We start from the raw sequence: 19,395 nt of genomic DNA on the forward strand, positions 1-19,395 counted from the left end.
TCATCAATCTTAAAACAAAGAATAAAATGAAATCAATCATAAAACAACTCTATACCATCCTGTTGGTGACTGTAGCATGCCTGACAGTTGCGGGATGTAGCGATGACTTCAAATCCAATCTTCGTCTGGACGGAGATGTATGGGTGAACTCTATCAAACTGGATGAATACGCAGGAACGATCGATTATCAAAACAAGACAATCGTAGTGGGAGTACCTTACGATTATGACGTTACCCGGATGGCCGTCAGTGAAATCAATCTTTCCGAAGGTGCTACGGCGAGCATCGCTGTTGGTGAAACAATCGACTTTTCTCTTCCCGTATCTTTGACTGTGAAGAATGGCGACGTACAGATGAGCTATACGATTACCGTGAAGAGAGACGAAGCAAAGATACTGACCTTTAAGTTGAATGATACTTATGTAGGAAAAGTAGACCAGCTATCAAAAACAATCTCTGTAGTTGTTCCACTGACAGTGGATATTACCCAGTTGAAAGGTACATTCACCGGATCAGATGGAGTCACTGTGACTCCGGCATCCGGCAGCATCCAGGACTTTACCAACCCTGTCACTTATACGGCAACTTACCGTTCGGCAGTGACTTCTTATGTAGTAACAGTTACTCAAGGAAATGTAATTCCGACTGCCTTTATTGGCACAGCTTCTTCTGTGAGTCAACTGACAAGTCCTGAAGAAAAAGCCGCTGCCCAGTGGATGATGGATAATATATCCATGTCCGAATACGTCTCATTCAAAGATGTAGTAGACGGAAAAGTAGATTTAGGTAAATATACTGCAATCTGGTGGCATTTCCATGCAGACAATGGCGATAATCCTCCTTTGCCGGATGATGCGAAAGCTGCCGTAGAGAAATTTAAAGTCTACTATCAAAACGGTGGTAACCTATTGCTGACCCGCTATGCAACTTTCTATATTAAGGACCTTAGCATTGCAAAAGACGAGCGTGTACCCAACAACAGTTGGGGAGGAAACGAAGACTCACCCGAAATTACGTCTTCTCCGTGGAGCTTCCCGATTACCGGTAGCGAATCGCATCCGTTGTTCCAGGATTTAAGATGGAAAGATGGCGACAAATCGACAGTATATACTTGTGATGCCGGCTATGCGATAACCAATAGTACAGCGCAATGGCATATCGGAACAGACTGGGGAGGTTATGCCGACTTGAACGAATGGCGTAACCTGACTGGAGGAATTGACCTGGCACGTGGAGGTGACGGTGCGGTAGTCATTGCCGAATTCGAGCCGCGCGCCAACAGCGGACGCACGATCTGTATCGGCTCCGGTTGTTACGACTGGTACGGTAAAGGCGTAGACGCTTCTGCCGACTACTACCACTACAACGTAGAGCAAATGACTCTGAATGCAATCAACTACTTATGTAAATAAAAGAATAAGCAATAATTATGAAAAATATGATCTTACATATAGCAATCACCACGCTGTTGGCCTCAATGAGCGCTTGCAGTGATGAAATGGAGCCCGTATTGACTCAAAGAGACTGGGACGGTACAGCCACTTACTTCCAATCGGCCGACGAGCATGGCTTCTCGATGTACTATAAACCGCAGGTAGGCTTTGTCGGTGACCCGATGCCATTTTATGATCCGGTTGCCAAAGACTTTAAAGTGATGTACCTGCAAGACTACCGTCCGAACCCCGAAGCTACTTACCACCCCATTTTCGGGGTGGCCACCAAAGACGGTGCTACTTATGAATCTCTCGGCGAACTGATTCCCTGTGGAGGTCGTGACGAACAGGATGCTGCCATCGGTACAGGAGGTACGATTTACAATCCGACTGATAAACTCTATTATACCTTCTACACCGGCAATAAATTCAAACCTTCTTCCGACCAGAATGCACAGGTAGTCATGGTAGCCACCTCTCCCGACTTTAAAACATGGACCAAGAACCGCACTTTCTATCTGAAAGGAGATACGTACGGCTATGACAAGAATGACTTCCGCGACCCGTTCCTGTTCCAGACCGAAGACGGCGTTTATCACATGCTGATTGCCACCCGTAAAAACGGAAAAGGACACATTGCCGAATTCACCTCTACTGACCTGAAAGAGTGGGCGTCTGCCGGCACATTTATGACCATGATGTGGGACCGTTTCTACGAATGTCCGGACGTATTCAAGATGGGAGACTGGTGGTATCTGGTCTATTCGGAACAAGCTTCCTTCATGCGCAAGGTACAATACTTCAAAGGCAGAACACTTGAAGAACTGAAAGCAACCACCGCCAATGATGCCGGAATATGGCCGGACAATCGGGAAGGTATGTTGGACAGCCGTGCATTCTATGCAGGCAAGACCGCTTCCGATGGAACCAACCGTTATATTTGGGGCTGGTGTCCCACCCGTGCCGGCAATGATAATGGAAACGTAGGAGATGTAGAACCCGAATGGGCTGGCAACTTGGTGGCACAACGTCTGATTCAGCACGAAGACGGTACGTTGACCCTTGGAGTTCCCGATGCAATCGACCGTAAATACACTTCTGCACAAGAGGTAAAAGTGATGGCTAAAGACGGAAACGTAACAGAAAGCGGTAAAACCTATACGTTGGCCGAAGGAGCTTCCGTCATCTTCAACCGGTTGAAAGTGCACAACAAGATTTCCTTTACCGTAAAAGCATCCTCGAATACAGATCGTTTTGGAATCTCTTTCGTCCGTGGAACGGACTCCAAATCATGGTATAGCATCCACGTCAACGCTGACGAGGGTAAAGCCAACTTCGAGAAAGACGGTGACAATGCCAAATACTTGTTTGATAACAAATTCAACATCCCGGCGGATCATGAATACCGGGTGACGATTTACAGTGACCAGTCGGTTTGTGTGACTTACATCAACGACCAGTTATCTTTCACGAACCGCATCTATCAAATGCAGAAGAATCCGTGGGCACTCTGCTGTTATAAAGGCGAAATCACTGTTTCAGATATTCAAGTGAGCACCTATTAATAGAAAAGTAACATCTTTTACAGTGTTTGAAACAAAAGTGATAGGCGTTTCATCCCGGAGCGCCTATCTTTGCACTGTAACAACCTTAATACCATAAAGCATGAATTTAAGACTCTCTTCCAAACAAATTCAAACCTTCGCGGTTTTATTTTGTATGATTGTGATGAATATCTCTCTATCCGCCCGTGCGGATAACTCTCCTCTATTAATTAAAGATTTAGGAGAAGGACATTGCCTCGTACGTGTCAACACTAACCAGAAGTATCTGTTGTTGCCCGTAGAAGATGCATCGCCCGATGTGCGTATCAGCATGATTGTTAATAATAAAGAGGTAAAGAACTTCGATGTCCGTCTGGCCATCCATAAAGTCGATTACTTTGTTCCGGTAGACCTTTCCGACTATTCCGGCAAACTAATCTCTTTCAAATTTAAAATGAACTCCAACGACCCGGTGCGTGTCAACCTTTCACCGGATAACACTGCTTGCTGCAAGGAAATGAAATTGTCCGACACGTTCGATACAAGCAACCGTGAAAAGTTCCGTCCCACCTATCACTTTTCTCCCCTCTACGGATGGATGAACGACCCGAACGGAATGGTATATAAAGACGGCGAATACCACCTTTTCTACCAATACAACCCTTACGGTTCAAAATGGGGAAATATGAACTGGGGACATGCAATCAGCAAAGACCTCGTAAACTGGGAACATCGCCCCGTGGCAATCGCCCCGGATGCATTCGGCACTATCTTCAGTGGCTCCGCCGTGATAGATCATCATAATACCGCCGGCTTTGGTGCAGGCGCCATCGTCGCCATCTATACACAAAACGGCGACCGTCAGGTGCAAAGTATTGCTTACAGCACCGACAACGGACGTACCTTTACCAAATACGAAAACAATCCCGTATTAGTATCTGAAGCCCGCGACTTCCGCGACCCGAAAGTATTTTGGTACGAAGGCACCAAACGTTGGATCATGGTATTGGCGGTAGGACAGGAAATGCAATTCTTCTCTTCCCCCAACCTGAAAGACTGGACATTTGAAAGCAGCTTCGGCAAAGGACACGGCGCACACGGAAACGTTTGGGAATGTCCCGACTTATTCGAACTCCCGGTAGAAGGAACAAATGAAAAGAAATGGGTACTGCTTTGCAGCCTCGGCGACGGTCCTTTCGGTGACTCGGCTACTCAATATTTTGTAGGCTCCTTCAACGGAAAAGAGTTTGTAAACGAATCACCCTCCAAAACCAAATGGATGGACTGGGGAAAAGACCATTATGCCACCGTGACTTGGAGTGATGCTCCCGACAACCGCCGCATCGCTATCGCATGGATGAGCAACTGGCAATACGCAAACGATGTTCCTACCTCCCAATACCGTAGCCCGAACTCCGTTCCCCGTGACTTGAGCCTGTTTACCGTAGATGGTGAGACTTACCTCCAATCAGCTCCCTCTCCCGAACTGCTGGCTTTGCGTGATGCTTCCAAGAAACGCTCGTTCAAAGTAAACGGAACACGCACAATCAAAGAAATGATTCCCAGCAATGACGGTGCATACGAAATAGAACTGACGATTGAAAATCAACATGCAGACGTAATCGGCTTCCGTCTCTACAATGACAAAGGCGAAGAAGTGGATATGCAGTATGACATGAAAGAAAAGAAATTCTCGATGGATCGTCGCAAGAGCGGAAAGGTCAGCTTCAATGAGAATTTCCCGATGTTGACTTGGACAGCTATTGAAAGCGGAAAAGATGCATTAAAACTTCGCCTGTTTGTTGATAAATCCAGCGTTGAGGCCTTTGGAGACGGTGGACGCTTTGCGATGACCAATCAGGTATTCCCTTCGGAGCCTTACAATCATATCGACTTTTACAGTAAAGGAGGAGCTTATAAGGTAGACTCATTTGTAGTTTACAAGTTGAAACCATAAACCCGTTCTATTCCGCTCCATGCGTTCTTTCCCTGTTTCTTTAGGGCAGAGTTCCTCTTTCCCAATGAGAGAGTACCCATAAAGCGGGGATATAGTTGCTCTAAACTTAAGCTATTGGTAGTTCTTCACGGCCGTGACGAGATCCTACCACAGCCGTGGTAGATTCTTCCCACAGCCGTGAAGAGAAGTCACCACGACCGTGGGAAGGTAACAATACCGTAGCTTTAGCATAACAAGAAACGGGAGATACACCAACAATATAAAGGACTGACGTGTACATTACCGTAAGGTTGTGTGCTCCCCGCCTTATGGAAACAGAATTCATCATATAAAAGATAAAACAATGGAAAACAGTAAAAACTCTTCCCTTTCCAAACTAATCCCGGTGATGCTTTGCTTCTTTGCCATGGGATTTGTTGACCTGGTAGGCATTGCCTCCAATTATGTAAAGGCAGACCTCGGTCTGTCGGACTCGCAGGCGAATATCTTCCCTTCACTGGTATTCTTCTGGTTTCTGATTTTCTCCGTACCCACAGGCATGTTGATGAGCCGCATCGGTCAGAAGAAAACCGTATTGCTTAGTTTGCTTGTGACTTCTGCTTCTTTGTTATTGCCGGTTTTCGGAGACAGCTATATGCTGATGCTGATTTCTTTCTCCCTTCTGGGCATCGGAAACGCGTTGATGCAGACTTCCCTGAATCCGTTGCTTTCTAACATCGTACGTGGCGACCGTTTGGCAAGTAGCCTGACTTTCGGCCAGTTTGTGAAAGCCATTGCCTCTTTCCTTGCTCCTTATATTGCCATGTGGGGAGCGACACAAGCCATTCCGACTTTCGATTTAGGCTGGCGCATCCTGTTCCCGATTTACATGATTGTAGCCGTTATCGCTATCCTGTTGCTCAATGTCACACAGATTAAAGAAGAAAAAGAAGAAGGCAAACCGTCTACTTTCGGACAATGTCTCGCTTTGCTTGGCAAACCGTTTATCCTGCTTTCTTTCATCGGCATCATGTGTCACGTTGGAATTGATGTGGGAACAAATACCACTGCCCCCAAGATTTTGATGGAACGTCTCGGCATGGGACTCGACGATGCGGCTTTTGCAACAAGCCTTTATTTCATCTTCCGTACGGCAGGCTGCTTCCTCGGTTCTTTCATTTTACGTAAGATGTCACCGAAGTCTTTCTTCGGCATTAGCGTTGTGATGATGCTGATAGCGATGGCAGGCTTGTTTATATTCCATGACAAGACAATGATTTATGTATGCATCGGTCTGATTGGTTTCGGCAATTCCAATGTGTTCTCCGTAGTCTTCTCGCAGGCATTGCTTTACCTGCCGGGTAAGAAGAATGAAGTTTCCGGTCTGATGATTATGGGACTGTTCGGCGGCACGGTATTTCCGTTAGCTATGGGAGTAGCATCCGATGCCATGGGACAGAGTGGGGCAGTAGCCGTAATGACAGTGGGCGTGCTTTATCTCTTGTTCTATACGTTCCGTATTAAAAAATAATTTTATAACTTTGGAAACAATAAAATCCGTAGATCATGAATAATATAATCGTAGGAATGGGCGAAGCACTTTGGGATGTGTTGCCCGAAGGAAAGAAAATAGGTGGTGCTCCGGCAAACTTTGCCTATCATGTATCACAGTTTGGTTTTGATAGTCGCGTGGTGAGTGCCGTGGGCAAGGATGAGTTGGGAGACGAGATTCTGAACGTATTCAACGAGAAGAAACTGAAAACGCAGATTGAACAAGTGGATTATCCTACCGGTACGGTACAGGTAACACTGGATAACGAGGGAGTGCCTTGTTACGAAATCAAAGAAGGCGTGGCATGGGATAACATACCTTTCACGGATGAACTGAAACGTTTGGCATTGAGTACGCGTGCCGTTTGCTTCGGTTCCCTGGCTCAACGTAATGAAGTGAGCCGTGCCACTATCAACCGTTTTCTGGATACGATGCCCGACATAGACGGACAACTGAAAATCTTTGATATTAATCTCCGCCAGGACTTCTACACCAAAGAGGTATTGCGCGAATCTTTCCGCCGTTGCAACATTCTGAAGATAAACGACGAAGAACTGGTGACCATCAGCCGTATGTTTGGCTATCCCGGCATCGACTTACAGGACAAATGCTGGATTCTGTTGGCAAAATACAACCTGAAGATGTTGATTCTGACTTGCGGAATTAATGGCAGTTATGTGTTTACTCCGGGTGTTGTCTCTTTCCAGGAGACGCCGAGAGTTCCGGTTGCCGATACGGTGGGGGCAGGTGATTCTTTTACGGCTGCTTTCTGTGCTTCCATTTTGAATGGAAAACCGGTTCCCGAAGCTCACAAACTTGCCGTTGAAGTTTCTGCTTATGTCTGCACGCAAAGCGGTGCAATGCCCGAACTTCCGCAGGTTTTGAAAGACAGGCTGATGTAATTTCTCTATTGATGTAAATGTAGGGACGAAAAGAATCCAAAAGTGAAAATCCTTCTTACTACGGTATGTTGTAGTAAGGAGGATTTTTTTAATTCAAATCTTTTCGGATATCACCTCTTTTCTTCTCTTTTTATTGTTAGATTTTTAGCTAATTGTATATCTTTGCACGATTCACAAGATAATAACTAAAAAGAGAATGTCACATTATGAAACACGTTTCTATTTTATTCCGCTCGAAATGCTGGAATGTATTTTTGCTTCTATGCATAGCCCTTCCCTCATTAGCACAAAAAGAGTTTAAAATCGATCAGGTATCTGTCGTTAATGTAGGCGACGGAAGATTCTTGTACCGAGACTTGATGACGGAAAAACCGCTCAACGGCGAACATCGTATCATTGACGGTTATCACTCTGCGTATATACTGGCCTCTTTTAAAGATGGTTTTTATGATGGCAAATATGAAGAGCATTTGGATAACATTCTGATAAATGAAGGCGTCTACAAAGATGGACGGAAGAATGGCTTATTTAAAATCTATTCTAAGTTTGACGGTAAACTGAAAGAAGAAAAGTCTTATAAGGAAGGAAAGTTGAACGGTACGAGCAAAACGTTCTTTACTGACGGAAAAATAGAAAGTGAGAAAAACTACCGGATGGGCAAGGAGGATGGAAAACATTTGTCGTATGATTATGACGGAACTCTGCGGATGGACCATAATTATAAGGATGGTAAACAAGTAGGGAAACAATATACTTTCATGAAGGGTACTTATGAACTATACGAAACGGTTTATTATAATAACGAAGGGTTGAAGGATGGAGAATATTCGTCCATCTTTACTTTTGGAGCTCCTCATGTATTGGGTAGTTATAAGAATGGGCAGAAGAACGGTCGTTGGACAGAGATTGCAGAGAGTGGCGATACCATTGTAATTGAAACTTATCTGAATGGAAAAGAAGAAGGCCTGCACGTTTCATACAGTGGCGAGACAGGGATGCGTACCAAAGAATATTATCTGAAAAATGACCGCAAGGACGGAATCTATCGTGAATATGACTTGAAAAATGGCGAATTGAAGTACGAGGCAACCTATCAGTTTGGCAGACTGCACGGAAAAGCACGCCAGTTAGTGGTGGACAATCGCTTTGATTATTGGGAAACTTCTACATACGTCAACGGACGGCAAAACGGTCCTTTTGAATCTCGTTATGTGAAGAATAACAAGCTCCGCGAATGTGGAGAATATAAGAACGGTCACCGGGTAGGACGTTGGAAACTTTATACCATTGATGGCAAACTGGAAAGGGAATGGGATGAAAACTAGGTCTTATCAACTGTCATATAGGTTGTAGGTGTTATACAGAGTGCAAGGCGTAGCCGTACAGACATAAAAAAAGGAGCAACGCCTTGCTCCAACCTTTGTTAACCTTAAATCTAATACTATGAAAAACACATTGCAAAGATACGGACTTCTGCTAAATCTGCAAATAATCCAAATAAAAAGAGATGTTTTATAACATTTATTGAGTGTTTGTCTTACGCTTTATACTTTTGTTAATAATTTCCGGTTGAATATTGGGAACTGTTTTGCATTTCTTTGGAGGGTAATGATGAGAATAATTGGGTGATAGATAGCATACTCACAGTTTTATTTCTTATTTTTGTTCTCAATCGTCTATTTAGGTCATAGAAAGAAATACGAAAAAAATGAGAATGATTAGAATGATGGGATATACGAAGTGGATAGCAGTCTTGCTCTGTCTTCTTGGCATGACGGCTTGTCGGCAGGACACACACCGTTTCCGTATCGGGGTGGCGCAATGCAGCGATGACTCCTGGCGGCATAAGATGAATGATGAAATTCTCCGCGAAGCAATGTTTTATGATGGAGTATCGGTTGAAATCCGGTCGGCTGCGGATGATAATCGCAAACAGGCGGAGGACGTTCATTATTTTATAGATGAAGGGGTTGACTTATTGATTATTTCTGCCAACGAAGCGGCCCCCATGACTCCGATTGTAGAGGAAGCCTATCAAAAGGGAATACCTGTCATCCTGGTAGACCGGAAGATTCTTTCTGATAAATATACTGCTTATATTGGTGCCGACAATTATGAAATAGGACGTGCGGTAGGCAATTATATTGCGTCAAGCCTGAAAGGAAAAGGGAATGTGGTGGAACTTACCGGACTGGGTGGCTCAACTCCTGCCATGGAACGCCATCAAGGATTTATGGCTGCTATCAGTAACTTTCCGGATATCAAACTGATTGATAAAGCGGATGCTGCGTGGGAGCGTGAACCGGCGGAAGTGGAAATGGATAGTATGCTCCGTCGGCATCCGAAGATAGATGCCGTGTATGCGCATAATGACCGTATCGCTCCAGGAGCTTATCAGGCTGCAAAGAAAGTGGGACGGGAGAAGGAAATGATTTTTGTCGGTATCGATGCTCTCCCCGGCAAAGGCAACGGATTGGAAATGGTGCTCGACAGTGTGTTGAATGCAACTTTTATTTATCCGACCAATGGCGACAAAGTGATGCAACTGGCAATGAATATCCTTGAGAAAAAGCCTTATCCCCGGGAAACGGTCATGAACACTGCGGTGGTCGACCGTACGAATGCGCATGTCATGCAACTTCAGACAACTCACATCTCGGAACTGGATCAGAAGATTGAAACATTGAACGGACGTATCGGCGGATATCTGTCTCGGGTTGCTACACAGCAGGTGGTGATGTATGGCGGTTTGGTTATTCTTCTATTGGTGGCAGGCTTATTATTGGTAGTCTATAAATCTCTCCGTGCTAAAAATCGTCTGAATAAGGAACTTTCCGAGCAGAAGAAACAGCTGGAAGAGCAACGGGACAAGTTAGAGGAACAACGTGACCAATTAGAAGAACAGCGGGACAAACTGGAAGAGCAACGGGATCAGCTCATCCAGCTTTCTCATCAACTGGAAGAGGCAACGCATGCCAAACTGGTGTTCTTCACAAATATATCTCACGATTTCCGTACTCCGCTTACATTGGTTGCCGATCCGGTAGAACATTTATTGGCCGATCATACACTAAGTGGAGATCAGCATCGAATGTTGATGCTGATTCAACGAAACGTGAATATCCTCTTACGTCTTGTCAATCAGATTCTGGATTTCCGTAAATACGAGAACGGTAAGATGGAATATACACCTGTTCAGATAGATGTTCTTTCCTCTTTTGAGGGCTGGAACGAATCATTCCTTGCAGCGGCCCGGAAGAAACACATTCATTTCTCTTTTGATAATATGCCGGATACGGATTACCATACATTGGCGGATATGGAAAAGTTGGAACGTATTTATTTTAATCTGCTTTCCAACGCGTTCAAGTTCACACCGGAAAATGGAAAGATAACGGTTCGTTTATCTTCCTTAACGAAAGAGGATACTCGCTGGATTCGTTTTACTGTTGCCAATACCGGTTCAATGATTTCCGCCGAACATATTCGGAGCATTTTCGATCGTTTTTATAAAATAGACATGCACCATGCCGGTTCGGGAATCGGGCTTGCATTGGTCAAAGCTTTCGTTGAATTGCATAAAGGTACAATTTCTGTGGAAAGTGATGAAAAGCAGGGCACTGTCTTTACCGTTGATTTACCGGTACAGACTTGTGAGACTATTCTGGCCGAAGATTCTCTAAAGTCATCAATCTCTGCAGTTCCTTTAAATCCTGCTTCTCCCGGTTCTCCTGCCTCTTCCAACCTGAATGAAACTTTAGCTGCCGAAGAAGAGGAACTGGAAAAAGGCTATGATTCTTCCAAGCCTTCCGTTTTGGTAATTGATGATAATGCAGATATCCGTTCGTATGTACGCGGATTACTCCATACCGATTATACTGTAATTGAAGCAGCAGACGGTTCGGAGGGCATCCGCAAAGCAATGAAATACGTCCCGGACTTGATAATCTCTGATGTGATGATGCCTGGTATTGATGGAATAGAGTGTTGTCGTCGGCTGAAAAGCGAACTGCAAACCTGCCATATCCCTGTCATCTTATTGACAGCCTGTTCTTTGGATGAACAACGGATTCAGGGATATGACGGAGGTGCGGATTCTTATATCTCCAAGCCCTTCAGTTCGCAATTGCTGTTGGCACGCGTTCGTAATCTGATAGATTCACATCGCCGCCTGAAACAGTTCTTTGGTGACGGACAAACGTTGGCGAAAGAGGATGTTTGCGATATGGATAAAGACTTTGTGGAAAAATTCAAGGCTTTAATTGAAGCAAAGATGGGAGATTCAAATTTGAATGTAGAGGATTTGGGTAAGGATATGGGATTAAGTCGTGTGCAGCTCTATCGCAAAATAAAATCCTTGACTAATTATTCTCCGAATGAATTGCTTCGTATCGCTCGTTTAAAGAAAGCTGCTTCCTTGCTTGCTTCGTCGGATATGACAGTGGCAGAGATTGGTTATGAAGTCGGTTTCAGCTCTCCTTCTTATTTTACCAAATGTTATAGAGAGCAGTTTGGAGAAAGTCCGACAGATTTGCTGAAGAGGAAAGGATAGAACTTATTTCTTTGATTGAGATATGGTAAATCAAGCATATAAGCGTATGTTATTGTGTTTTAGGTACAAATTTCCCAAACATGAAACAGGTGTTTGTTGGGTACTGTTGTTCTTATTATTTGCAAATTCTCTTCTTTTTATCTAGCTTTGGAAATGAAATAAATAAAGTCTAAACGATGAAAGATTATAAAGTAGACAAAGCGAGTCTCTCCGCATCCTTTTGTCAAGAGGTGTATCAGGTTGCTCGGGAAATTCCGGTAGGTAAAGTTTCTACCTATGGGGGAATTGCCGCATTATTGGGAATGCCTCAATGTTCCCGTATGGTGGGGCGTGCTTTGAAACAGATTCCGGATGATTTATCTGTGCCTTGTCACCGGGTTGTCAATGCATCGGGACGCCTTGTTCCGGGGTGGACAGAGCAGAAACAACTCTTGTTGGAAGAAGGGATCTCTTTCAAGCAAAATGGATGCGTAGACTTGAAAAAGCATCTTTGGAATTACTCCGTATCTGAATGAAATTTGCATATTTAATCTATTTTCCTTACCTTTGTGCCAACAATATGCAAGAACAGACTGTTATTTATTTATGAAAATACTGTTTTCTACTGTTCATTGAGAGGATAATCTTATCAAATTCTATTCCTTTTAAACTACTCTGTCTGTTTTTTTTAAACCATTTAAAAAACGTCGGACCGTCATGTTATCATGTGACATGACTGAACCATGCGAACATTCAACTTGTTTATCGTAAGTGAGAATAAGGAATGCGGCAGTTGAAAACAAAACAAATATTATAATCTAAACCAATATATTATATGAGTAAAATAGAAATAAAGGATTTGTACCTTATCTTTGGTCACGAGAAGCAGAAAGCACTCAAGATGTTGAAAAAAGATAAGAGTAAAGAGGAAATTCTGAAAGATACCGGTTGTACGGTAGGAGTGAAAGATGCCAATCTTTCAATTAATGAAGGAGAGTTTTTTGTGATAATGGGACTCTCGGGAAGTGGAAAATCGACATTACTGCGTTGTATCAATCGTCTGATACGTCCTACTGCCGGACAAGTACTTGTAAACGGAGTAGATATATCTAAAATATCCGAAAAAGAGTTATTGCAAGTTCGCCGGAAAGAGTTGGCGATGGTTTTCCAGAATTTTGGTCTGTTACCTCATCGTTCCGTATTGAGCAATATCGCGTTCGGCCTCGAACTTCAGGGAGTGAAAAAAGAGGAACGTGAGAAGAAAGCGATGGAAAGTATGAAGCTTGTCGGATTGAAAGGATATGAAAATCAGATGGTGGGCGAGCTTTCCGGTGGAATGCAACAGCGTGTCGGACTGGCCCGTGCTCTGGCTAATAATCCTGAAGTACTTCTAATGGATGAGGCTTTCTCTGCGCTCGATCCTCTAATTCGTGTGCAAATGCAGGATGAACTGTTGGCTTTGCAATCGAAGATGAAAAAAACAATTGTCTTTATTACCCATGACTTGAGTGAAGCGATTAAACTGGGCGACCGTATTGCTATTATGAAAGACGGAGAGGTGGTGCAGGTAGGTACTTCAGAAGAAATACTGACCGAACCAGCTAACGATTATGTAGCCCGTTTTGTTGAAAACGTGGACAGGAGTAAAATTATCACCGCTTCTTCTTTAATGATTGACAAACCACTGGTGGCCCGTCTGAAGAAAGAGGGACCTGAAGTATTGATTCGTAAGATGCGTGCGAAGAATATCACCGTATTACCTGTCATAGACGCCGATGATAAACTGGTCGGAGAAGTACGTCTGAACGACCTGCTTAAGTTACGTAGCAGACAGGAAAAATCCATTGAAACGATTGTGCGTACCGAAGTGCATTCTGTATTGGAGGATACAGTGTTGGAGGATATACTTCCTTTAATGACAAAGAGCAATTCGCCGGTATGGGTGATTGATGAGACGCATGAGTTTTTAGGAACAATCCCGCTTTCCTCCTTAATCATCGAAGTGACCGGAAAAGATAAAGCAGAAATAAACGAAATAATTCAAAACGCAATAGACTTATGATAAATATAGGACAATATATAGAGATGGCTATCAATTGGATGATGGTACATTTTTCCACTTTCTTTGATGCCATAAATGCAGGCATCGGTAGTTTTATTATAGGATTCCAACACGTACTTTTTGGAATACCTTTTTATATAACCATTCTAGTGCTTGCTGCACTCGCATGGATGAAGGCAGGACGTGGTACGGCAATTTTCACCGCATTGGGATTATTACTGATTTATGGAATGGGATTTTGGGAGGCTACTATGCAAACCCTGGCTCTCGTTTTTTCATCTACCTGTCTGGCTCTGATTGTTGGTGTACCTTTAGGAGTGTGGACGGCAAACAGTCCGCGTGCAGAGAAAATACTCCGTCCTGTTCTCGACTTGATGCAGACGATGCCTGCTTTTGTTTATCTGATTCCTGCCGTTTTGTTTTTCGGATTGGGAGCAGTGCCGGGAGTGTTTGCCACCATTATCTTTGCTATGCCTCCTGTGGTCCGCCTTACCGGATTGGGAATACGGCAAGTTCCTAAAAATGTAGTGGAAGCTTCCCGTTCGTTCGGGGCTACCCGTTGGCAGTTATTGTATAAAGTGCAGCTTCCTTTGGCGTTGCCAACCATCCTGACAGGTGTCAATCAGACAATAATGATGTCGCTTTCTATGGTTGTCATTGCTGCCATGATTGCTGCCGGTGGTCTGGGAGAAATTGTATTGAAAGGTATTACCCAAATGAAAATCGGACTTGGGTTTGAAGGTGGTATCGCAGTTGTTATTTTAGCTATCATCTTAGACCGTATCACACAAGGAATGGCAGGACGAAAAAATAAGAACTAAACGGAAAGGATAAAATACGTATGAGAATATATAAAATAGTAGGAATAGTATTGTCAGCTATGCTTTTGCTGGCTTCCTGTACTAATTCAGACTTAGAGAAAAAGAAAGTAAAAATAGCCTATGCCAATTGGTTGGAAGGTATTGCCATGAGTCATTTGGCTAAGGTGGTATTGGAAGAACATGGATATGAGGTTGAACTGCAAAATGCTGACCTTGCCCCCATCTTTGTATCTATGTCCGGAAAGAAATCTGATGTCTTTCTGGATGCCTGGTTACCAATAACGATGAAAGATTATATGGATCAGTATGGAGACAGCATCGAATTTCTGGGTGAGGTGTATGGAGAAGCCCGTGTAGGACTGGTTGTTCCTCAATATGTTACGATCCAGTCTATTAGTGAGCTGGAAGCTAATAAAGACCGTTTCTCTTCTGAAATAGTAGGAATTGATGCAGGAGCAGGGATAATGAAGACGACCGATAAGGCCATTGCTGCTTACGGACTTGATGGGTATACCCTCATGACTTCAAGTAGTTCCACCATGCTGGCTTCTTTGAAAAAAGCGATGGACAAAGGAGAATGGATTGTCATCACGGGGTGGACACCACATTGGATGTTCGACCAGTTTGACTTGAAATTCTTGGATGATCCGAAGAAAGTATATGGAGACTTGGAAGAAATACATGCTATTGCATGGAAAGGATTCAGTGAGAAAGATCCGTTTGCTGCCGAATTCTTTGGTAACATCAAACTAACGACAGAAGAACTTAGCTCTTTTATGACAGCTATGAAGGATGCCCGGATGGATGAAGAAGAAATAGCCCGCAAATGGAGGGATGAACATCGGCAGTTGGTGGATAGTTGGATTCCGAAGTCAGAGAATAAATAGATTGGAGCATTGTGATTCTTAATTTTAAATATAAAATAGACATGAACTCTAGTGGGAAAAAGGGAGTACTGTTTATGTTAGACAGAGTTCATACAATAAAAAAACGGTAATCTTCTACAAGATTACCGTTTTATATTTATAGGGTATTACTATTATTCAGCACCCCAGTTTTCTCTAGCCAAACGTTTGTAGCTGTTGTAACGCCATTTAGCGTTTTCTTCAGCAGCTTTGAACAGTTCTTCAGCTTCAGTAGGATATTGTTTCATTACAGAAGCGTAACGAACTTCACCCTTCAAGAAACCTTGGAAATCTTCCCAGTTCGGTTCTTTGCTATCCAATTGGAATGGGTTCTTGCCTTCTTCTTCCAAAGCCGGGTTGTAACGCCACAAGTGCCAGTAACCGCACTTAACAGCTTTTTCTTCTTCTTCCTGGCTCTTACCCATACCTGCTTTCAGACCGTGGTTGATACATGGAGCATAAGCGATAATCAAAGATGGTCCCGGATATGCTTCAGCTTCACGGATAGCTTTCAGAGTTTGAGCTTGGTCAGCACCCATAGCGATCTGTGCAACATATACATAACCGTAAGTAGTAGCCATCAGACCGAGGTCTTTCTTACGTACGCGCTTACCAGCAGCAGCGAACTTAGCGATAGCACCTACCGGAGTAGCTTTAGAAGACTGACCACCTGTGTTAGAGTAAACTTCAGTATCCAGAACGAGGATGTTAACGTCCTTACCGGAAGCGATTACATGGTCAAGACCACCATAACCGATATCGTAAGAAGCACCGTCACCACCAATGATCCACTGGCTGCGTTTTACAAGATATTGTTGCAGTTCAGCGATTTGTTTGCAGTGGTTACATTTATCCTTGTTAGCTTCAACAACCGGAATGATCTTAGCAGCCAATTCCTTAGTCTTGTCCGCATCCAGCATATTGTTGATCCATTCAGCGAACAGTTCTTTCACTTCAGCAGGAGTGCAATCAGCAGCAATAGCCTCGTTCATCACTTTCACGAGACGAGCACGCATCTTTTCGTTAGCCAATTCCATACCCAAACCGAATTCACAGAAGTCTTCGAACAGTGAGTTAGCCCAAGCAGGACCGTGTCCGTTTTCGTTTGTAGTATACGGAGTAGAAGGAACAGAACCAGAGTAGATAGAAGAACATCCAGTAGCGTTAGCAACCATTTCACGGTCACCGAACAATTGAGAAATCAATTTCACGTATGGAGTTTCACCACAACCAGAGCAAGCGCCGGAGAACTCAAACAACGGAGTAGCGAACTGTGAGTTCTTCACGTTAGCCTTGATATCAACAAGATGTTGTTTAGTCTTCACGTTTTCAGCACAGTAAGTCCAGTTTTCAGCTTGAGCCAATTGGCTTTCGAGGTGTTTCATTGTCAATGCTTTGCCACCCTTCTTCGGATTACCCGGACAGATGTCAGCACAGTTACCGCAACCCAGACAGTCGAGAACGTCCACCTGGATACGGAATGTCATACCGTCGAATGCTTTACCTACAGCTTTCAGTTGTTCGAACTTAGCACCCTTCTGCTCTTCAGCGTCGAGTACGAACGGACGGATAGAAGCGTGAGGACAAACGTATGCACACTTGTTACACTGGATACAGTTTTCAGCATTCCATTCAGGAACGAATGCAGCTACACCACGTTTTTCGTATTTAGCAGTTCCTTGATACCAAGTACCGTCTTCGATACCCTTGAATGCAGATACCGGCAACAAGTCACCGTCTTGTGCATTGATTGGACGAACTACTTCGTTGATGAATGCAGGATCGTTGTTTTCAGCTTTTGCGTCATCCGGAAGGTTAGCCCAAGCAGGATCAACAGCCAAAGTCTTGTATTCACCACCACGGTCAACGGCAGCATAGTTCTTGTTAACAACGTCTTCACCCTTCTTGCCGTAAGACTTAACGATGAATTTCTTCATCTGCTCAACAGCTTGTTCTACAGGAATAACGCCTGTGATACGGAAGAATGCAGATTGAAGGATTGTGTTGGTACGGTTACCCAAACCAATTTCCAGTGCAATTTGTGTTGCGTTGATATAGTATACAGAAATGTTGTTCTGTGCGAAATATTTCTTAACCTTGTTAGGCAGGTTCTTAGCCAGTTCTTCACCTTCCCAGATTGTGTTCAGCAGGAAAGAACCGTTCTTACGCAAACCACGAGTTACATCGTACATGTGCAGGTAAGCCTGAACGTGACAAGCAACGAAGTTCGGAGTGTTTACCAAATAAGTAGAACGGATCGGATTATCACCGAAACGCAAGTGAGAACAAGTGAAACCACCCGACTTCTTAGAGTCATAAGAGAAGTAAGCCTGGCAGTGTTTGTCAGTGTTGTCACCGATAATCTTTACAGAGTTCTTGTTAGCACCTACTGTACCGTCAGCACCCAAACCGTAGAATTTAGCTTCGAACATACCTTCGCCGCCTAAAGCGATTTCTTCTTTTTGAGGAAGAGAAGTGAAAGTAACGTCGTCTACGATACCGATAGTGAAGTGGTTCTTCGGCATTGGCATAGCCAAGTTTTCGAATACTGAAAGAATTTGAGCAGGAGTAGTATCTTTTGAACCCAAACCGTAGCGACCGCCAACGATAACCGGAGCATTTTCTGCACCGTAGAAGCAGTCTTTAACGTCAAGGTAAAGAGGTTCACCGTTAGCACCCGGTTCTTTAGTACGGTCAAGAACTGCGATAGTTTTAGCAGTCTTAGGTACAGCAGCCAAGAAGTGTTTAGCAGAGAACGGACGATACAGGTGTACGGCAACCATACCCACTTTTTCGCCGTTTGCTACCAGGTAGTCGATAGCTTCGCGGGCAGCTTCTGTTACAGAACCCATAGCGATAATTACGCGTTCTGCATCTTCTGCACCATAGTAATCGAACAAACCGTATTTACGACCTGTGATCTTAGAAATTTCATTCATGTATTCTTCTACGATAGCAGGAACTGCTTCATAGTAGTTGTTGCATGATTCACGATGTTGGAAGAAATGGTCAGGATTTTCAGCCATACCACGAGCTACCGGTTTCATCGGGTTCAGTGCGCGGGCACGGAATTCAGCCAAAGCTTCCTGGTCGATCAGAGGAGCAAGATCATCATTTTCCAACATTTCAATCTTTTGGATTTCGTGAGATGTACGGAAACCATCGAAGAAGTTCATGAACGGAACGCGAGATTTGATGGTAGCCAAGTGAGCAACACCAGCCAAATCCATAACTTCCTGTACAGAGCCTTCAGCCAACATAGCAAAGCCAGTCTGACGAGCTGACATTACGTCTTGGTGGTCACCGAAGATACACAATGCGTGAGAAGCCAATGTACGAGCAGATACATGGAATACGCAAGGCAAGAACTCACCGGCAATTTTGTACATGTTAGGGATCATCAGGAGAAGACCCTGGGAAGCAGTGTAAGTAGTAGTCAACGCACCAGCCTGAAGAGAACCGTGAACTGCACCGGCAGCACCACCTTCAGATTGCATTTCCTGTACTAATACTGTTTCGCCGAAGATGTTCTTACGTCCTGCGGCAGCCCATTCGTCTACGTACTCAGCCATAGTCGAAGAAGGAGTGATGGGGTAGATAGCTGCTACTTCAGAGAACATATACGAGATATGCGCTGCAGCCTGGTTACCATCACAAGTGATGAATTTCTTCTGTTTAGTCATAACTAAATTAAATATTTAAGTAAATA

At 43.9% G+C, this 19,395-nt stretch carries 13 protein-coding genes; 11 read left to right on the top strand and 2 right to left on the bottom strand.

What is annotated here, in order from left to right; all coding sequences use genetic code 11:
• The first annotated feature begins 26 nt into the window (after positions 1-26).
• The 3 genes from HMPREF9009_RS22815 to HMPREF9009_RS22825 all read left to right on the top strand — a co-directional run bounded on the left by HMPREF9009_RS22815 (position 27) and on the right by HMPREF9009_RS22825 (position 4,934).
• Positions 27-1,412 carry a DUF4960 domain-containing protein gene (locus HMPREF9009_RS22815; RefSeq protein ID WP_049703474.1) on the top strand — a complete coding sequence of 462 codons (1,386 nt, stop codon included), beginning with the start codon at positions 27-29 and terminating at the stop codon, positions 1,410-1,412.
• A 17-nt stretch (positions 1,413-1,429) separates the two neighbouring features.
• Entirely contained in the window at positions 1,430-2,998 is a 1,569-nt protein-coding gene (locus HMPREF9009_RS22820) for a glycoside hydrolase family 32 protein (RefSeq protein WP_049703475.1), read from the top strand.
• Between the two features lie 100 nt (positions 2,999-3,098).
• The gene (locus tag HMPREF9009_RS22825; protein ID WP_049703476.1) at positions 3,099-4,934 is read left to right on the top strand and encodes a glycoside hydrolase family 32 protein; all 1,836 of its coding nucleotides are present in this window, start codon (positions 3,099-3,101) and stop codon (positions 4,932-4,934) included.
• Between the two features lie 106 nt (positions 4,935-5,040).
• Here the strand turns inward: HMPREF9009_RS22825 and HMPREF9009_RS25530 are convergent, their stop codons facing one another.
• Positions 5,041-5,262, bottom strand: coding sequence for a hypothetical protein (locus tag HMPREF9009_RS25530; RefSeq protein WP_083444244.1), 222 nt, complete (start codon positions 5,260-5,262; stop codon positions 5,041-5,043).
• A 15-nt stretch (positions 5,263-5,277) separates the two neighbouring features.
• On the opposite strand from HMPREF9009_RS25530, the gene HMPREF9009_RS22830 reads away from it, so the two are divergent.
• From HMPREF9009_RS22830 to HMPREF9009_RS22865, 8 genes are all read left to right on the top strand, one after another.
• Positions 5,278-6,444 carry an MFS transporter gene (locus HMPREF9009_RS22830; RefSeq protein WP_049703477.1) on the top strand — a complete coding sequence of 389 codons (1,167 nt, stop codon included), beginning with the start codon at positions 5,278-5,280 and terminating at the stop codon, positions 6,442-6,444.
• Between the two features lie 35 nt (positions 6,445-6,479).
• Positions 6,480-7,367, top strand: a complete 888-nt coding sequence (locus HMPREF9009_RS22835; protein ID WP_008025948.1) for a carbohydrate kinase family protein — start codon at positions 6,480-6,482, stop codon at positions 7,365-7,367.
• 206 nt (positions 7,368-7,573) lie between these two features.
• The gene (locus HMPREF9009_RS22840; RefSeq protein ID WP_008025950.1) at positions 7,574-8,692 is read left to right on the top strand and encodes a toxin-antitoxin system YwqK family antitoxin; all 1,119 of its coding nucleotides are present in this window, start codon (positions 7,574-7,576) and stop codon (positions 8,690-8,692) included.
• A 446-nt stretch (positions 8,693-9,138) separates the two neighbouring features.
• Positions 9,139-11,919 carry a substrate-binding domain-containing protein gene (locus tag HMPREF9009_RS22845; RefSeq protein ID WP_369798504.1) on the top strand — a complete coding sequence of 927 codons (2,781 nt, stop codon included), beginning with the start codon at positions 9,139-9,141 and terminating at the stop codon, positions 11,917-11,919.
• Between the two features lie 176 nt (positions 11,920-12,095).
• Complete coding sequence (locus HMPREF9009_RS22850; RefSeq protein ID WP_049703479.1) at positions 12,096-12,434, top strand: MGMT family protein; 339 nt, start codon at positions 12,096-12,098, stop codon at positions 12,432-12,434.
• Between the two features lie 299 nt (positions 12,435-12,733).
• On the top strand, positions 12,734-13,960 hold the full coding sequence (locus HMPREF9009_RS22855) for a quaternary amine ABC transporter ATP-binding protein (protein WP_049703480.1): 1,227 nt from the start codon (positions 12,734-12,736) through the stop codon (positions 13,958-13,960).
• Complete coding sequence (locus tag HMPREF9009_RS22860) at positions 13,957-14,781, top strand: ABC transporter permease (RefSeq protein WP_008025959.1); 825 nt, start codon at positions 13,957-13,959, stop codon at positions 14,779-14,781. Before HMPREF9009_RS22855 ends, HMPREF9009_RS22860 begins: the two co-directional genes overlap by 4 nt.
• A 20-nt stretch (positions 14,782-14,801) precedes the next feature.
• Positions 14,802-15,668 carry a glycine betaine ABC transporter substrate-binding protein gene (locus HMPREF9009_RS22865; RefSeq protein ID WP_049703481.1) on the top strand — a complete coding sequence of 289 codons (867 nt, stop codon included), beginning with the start codon at positions 14,802-14,804 and terminating at the stop codon, positions 15,666-15,668.
• A gap of 152 nt (positions 15,669-15,820) precedes the next feature.
• Here the strand turns inward: HMPREF9009_RS22865 and nifJ are convergent, their stop codons facing one another.
• Entirely contained in the window at positions 15,821-19,369 is a 3,549-nt protein-coding gene (gene nifJ, locus HMPREF9009_RS22870; protein ID WP_049703482.1) for a pyruvate:ferredoxin (flavodoxin) oxidoreductase, read from the bottom strand.
• Positions 19,370-19,395 lie beyond the last annotated feature (26 nt).

Origin of the sequence: Bacteroides sp. 3_1_13 (assembly GCF_001185845.1) — a bacterium.
Classification (GTDB): domain Bacteria; phylum Bacteroidota; class Bacteroidia; order Bacteroidales; family Bacteroidaceae; genus Bacteroides; species Bacteroides xylanisolvens.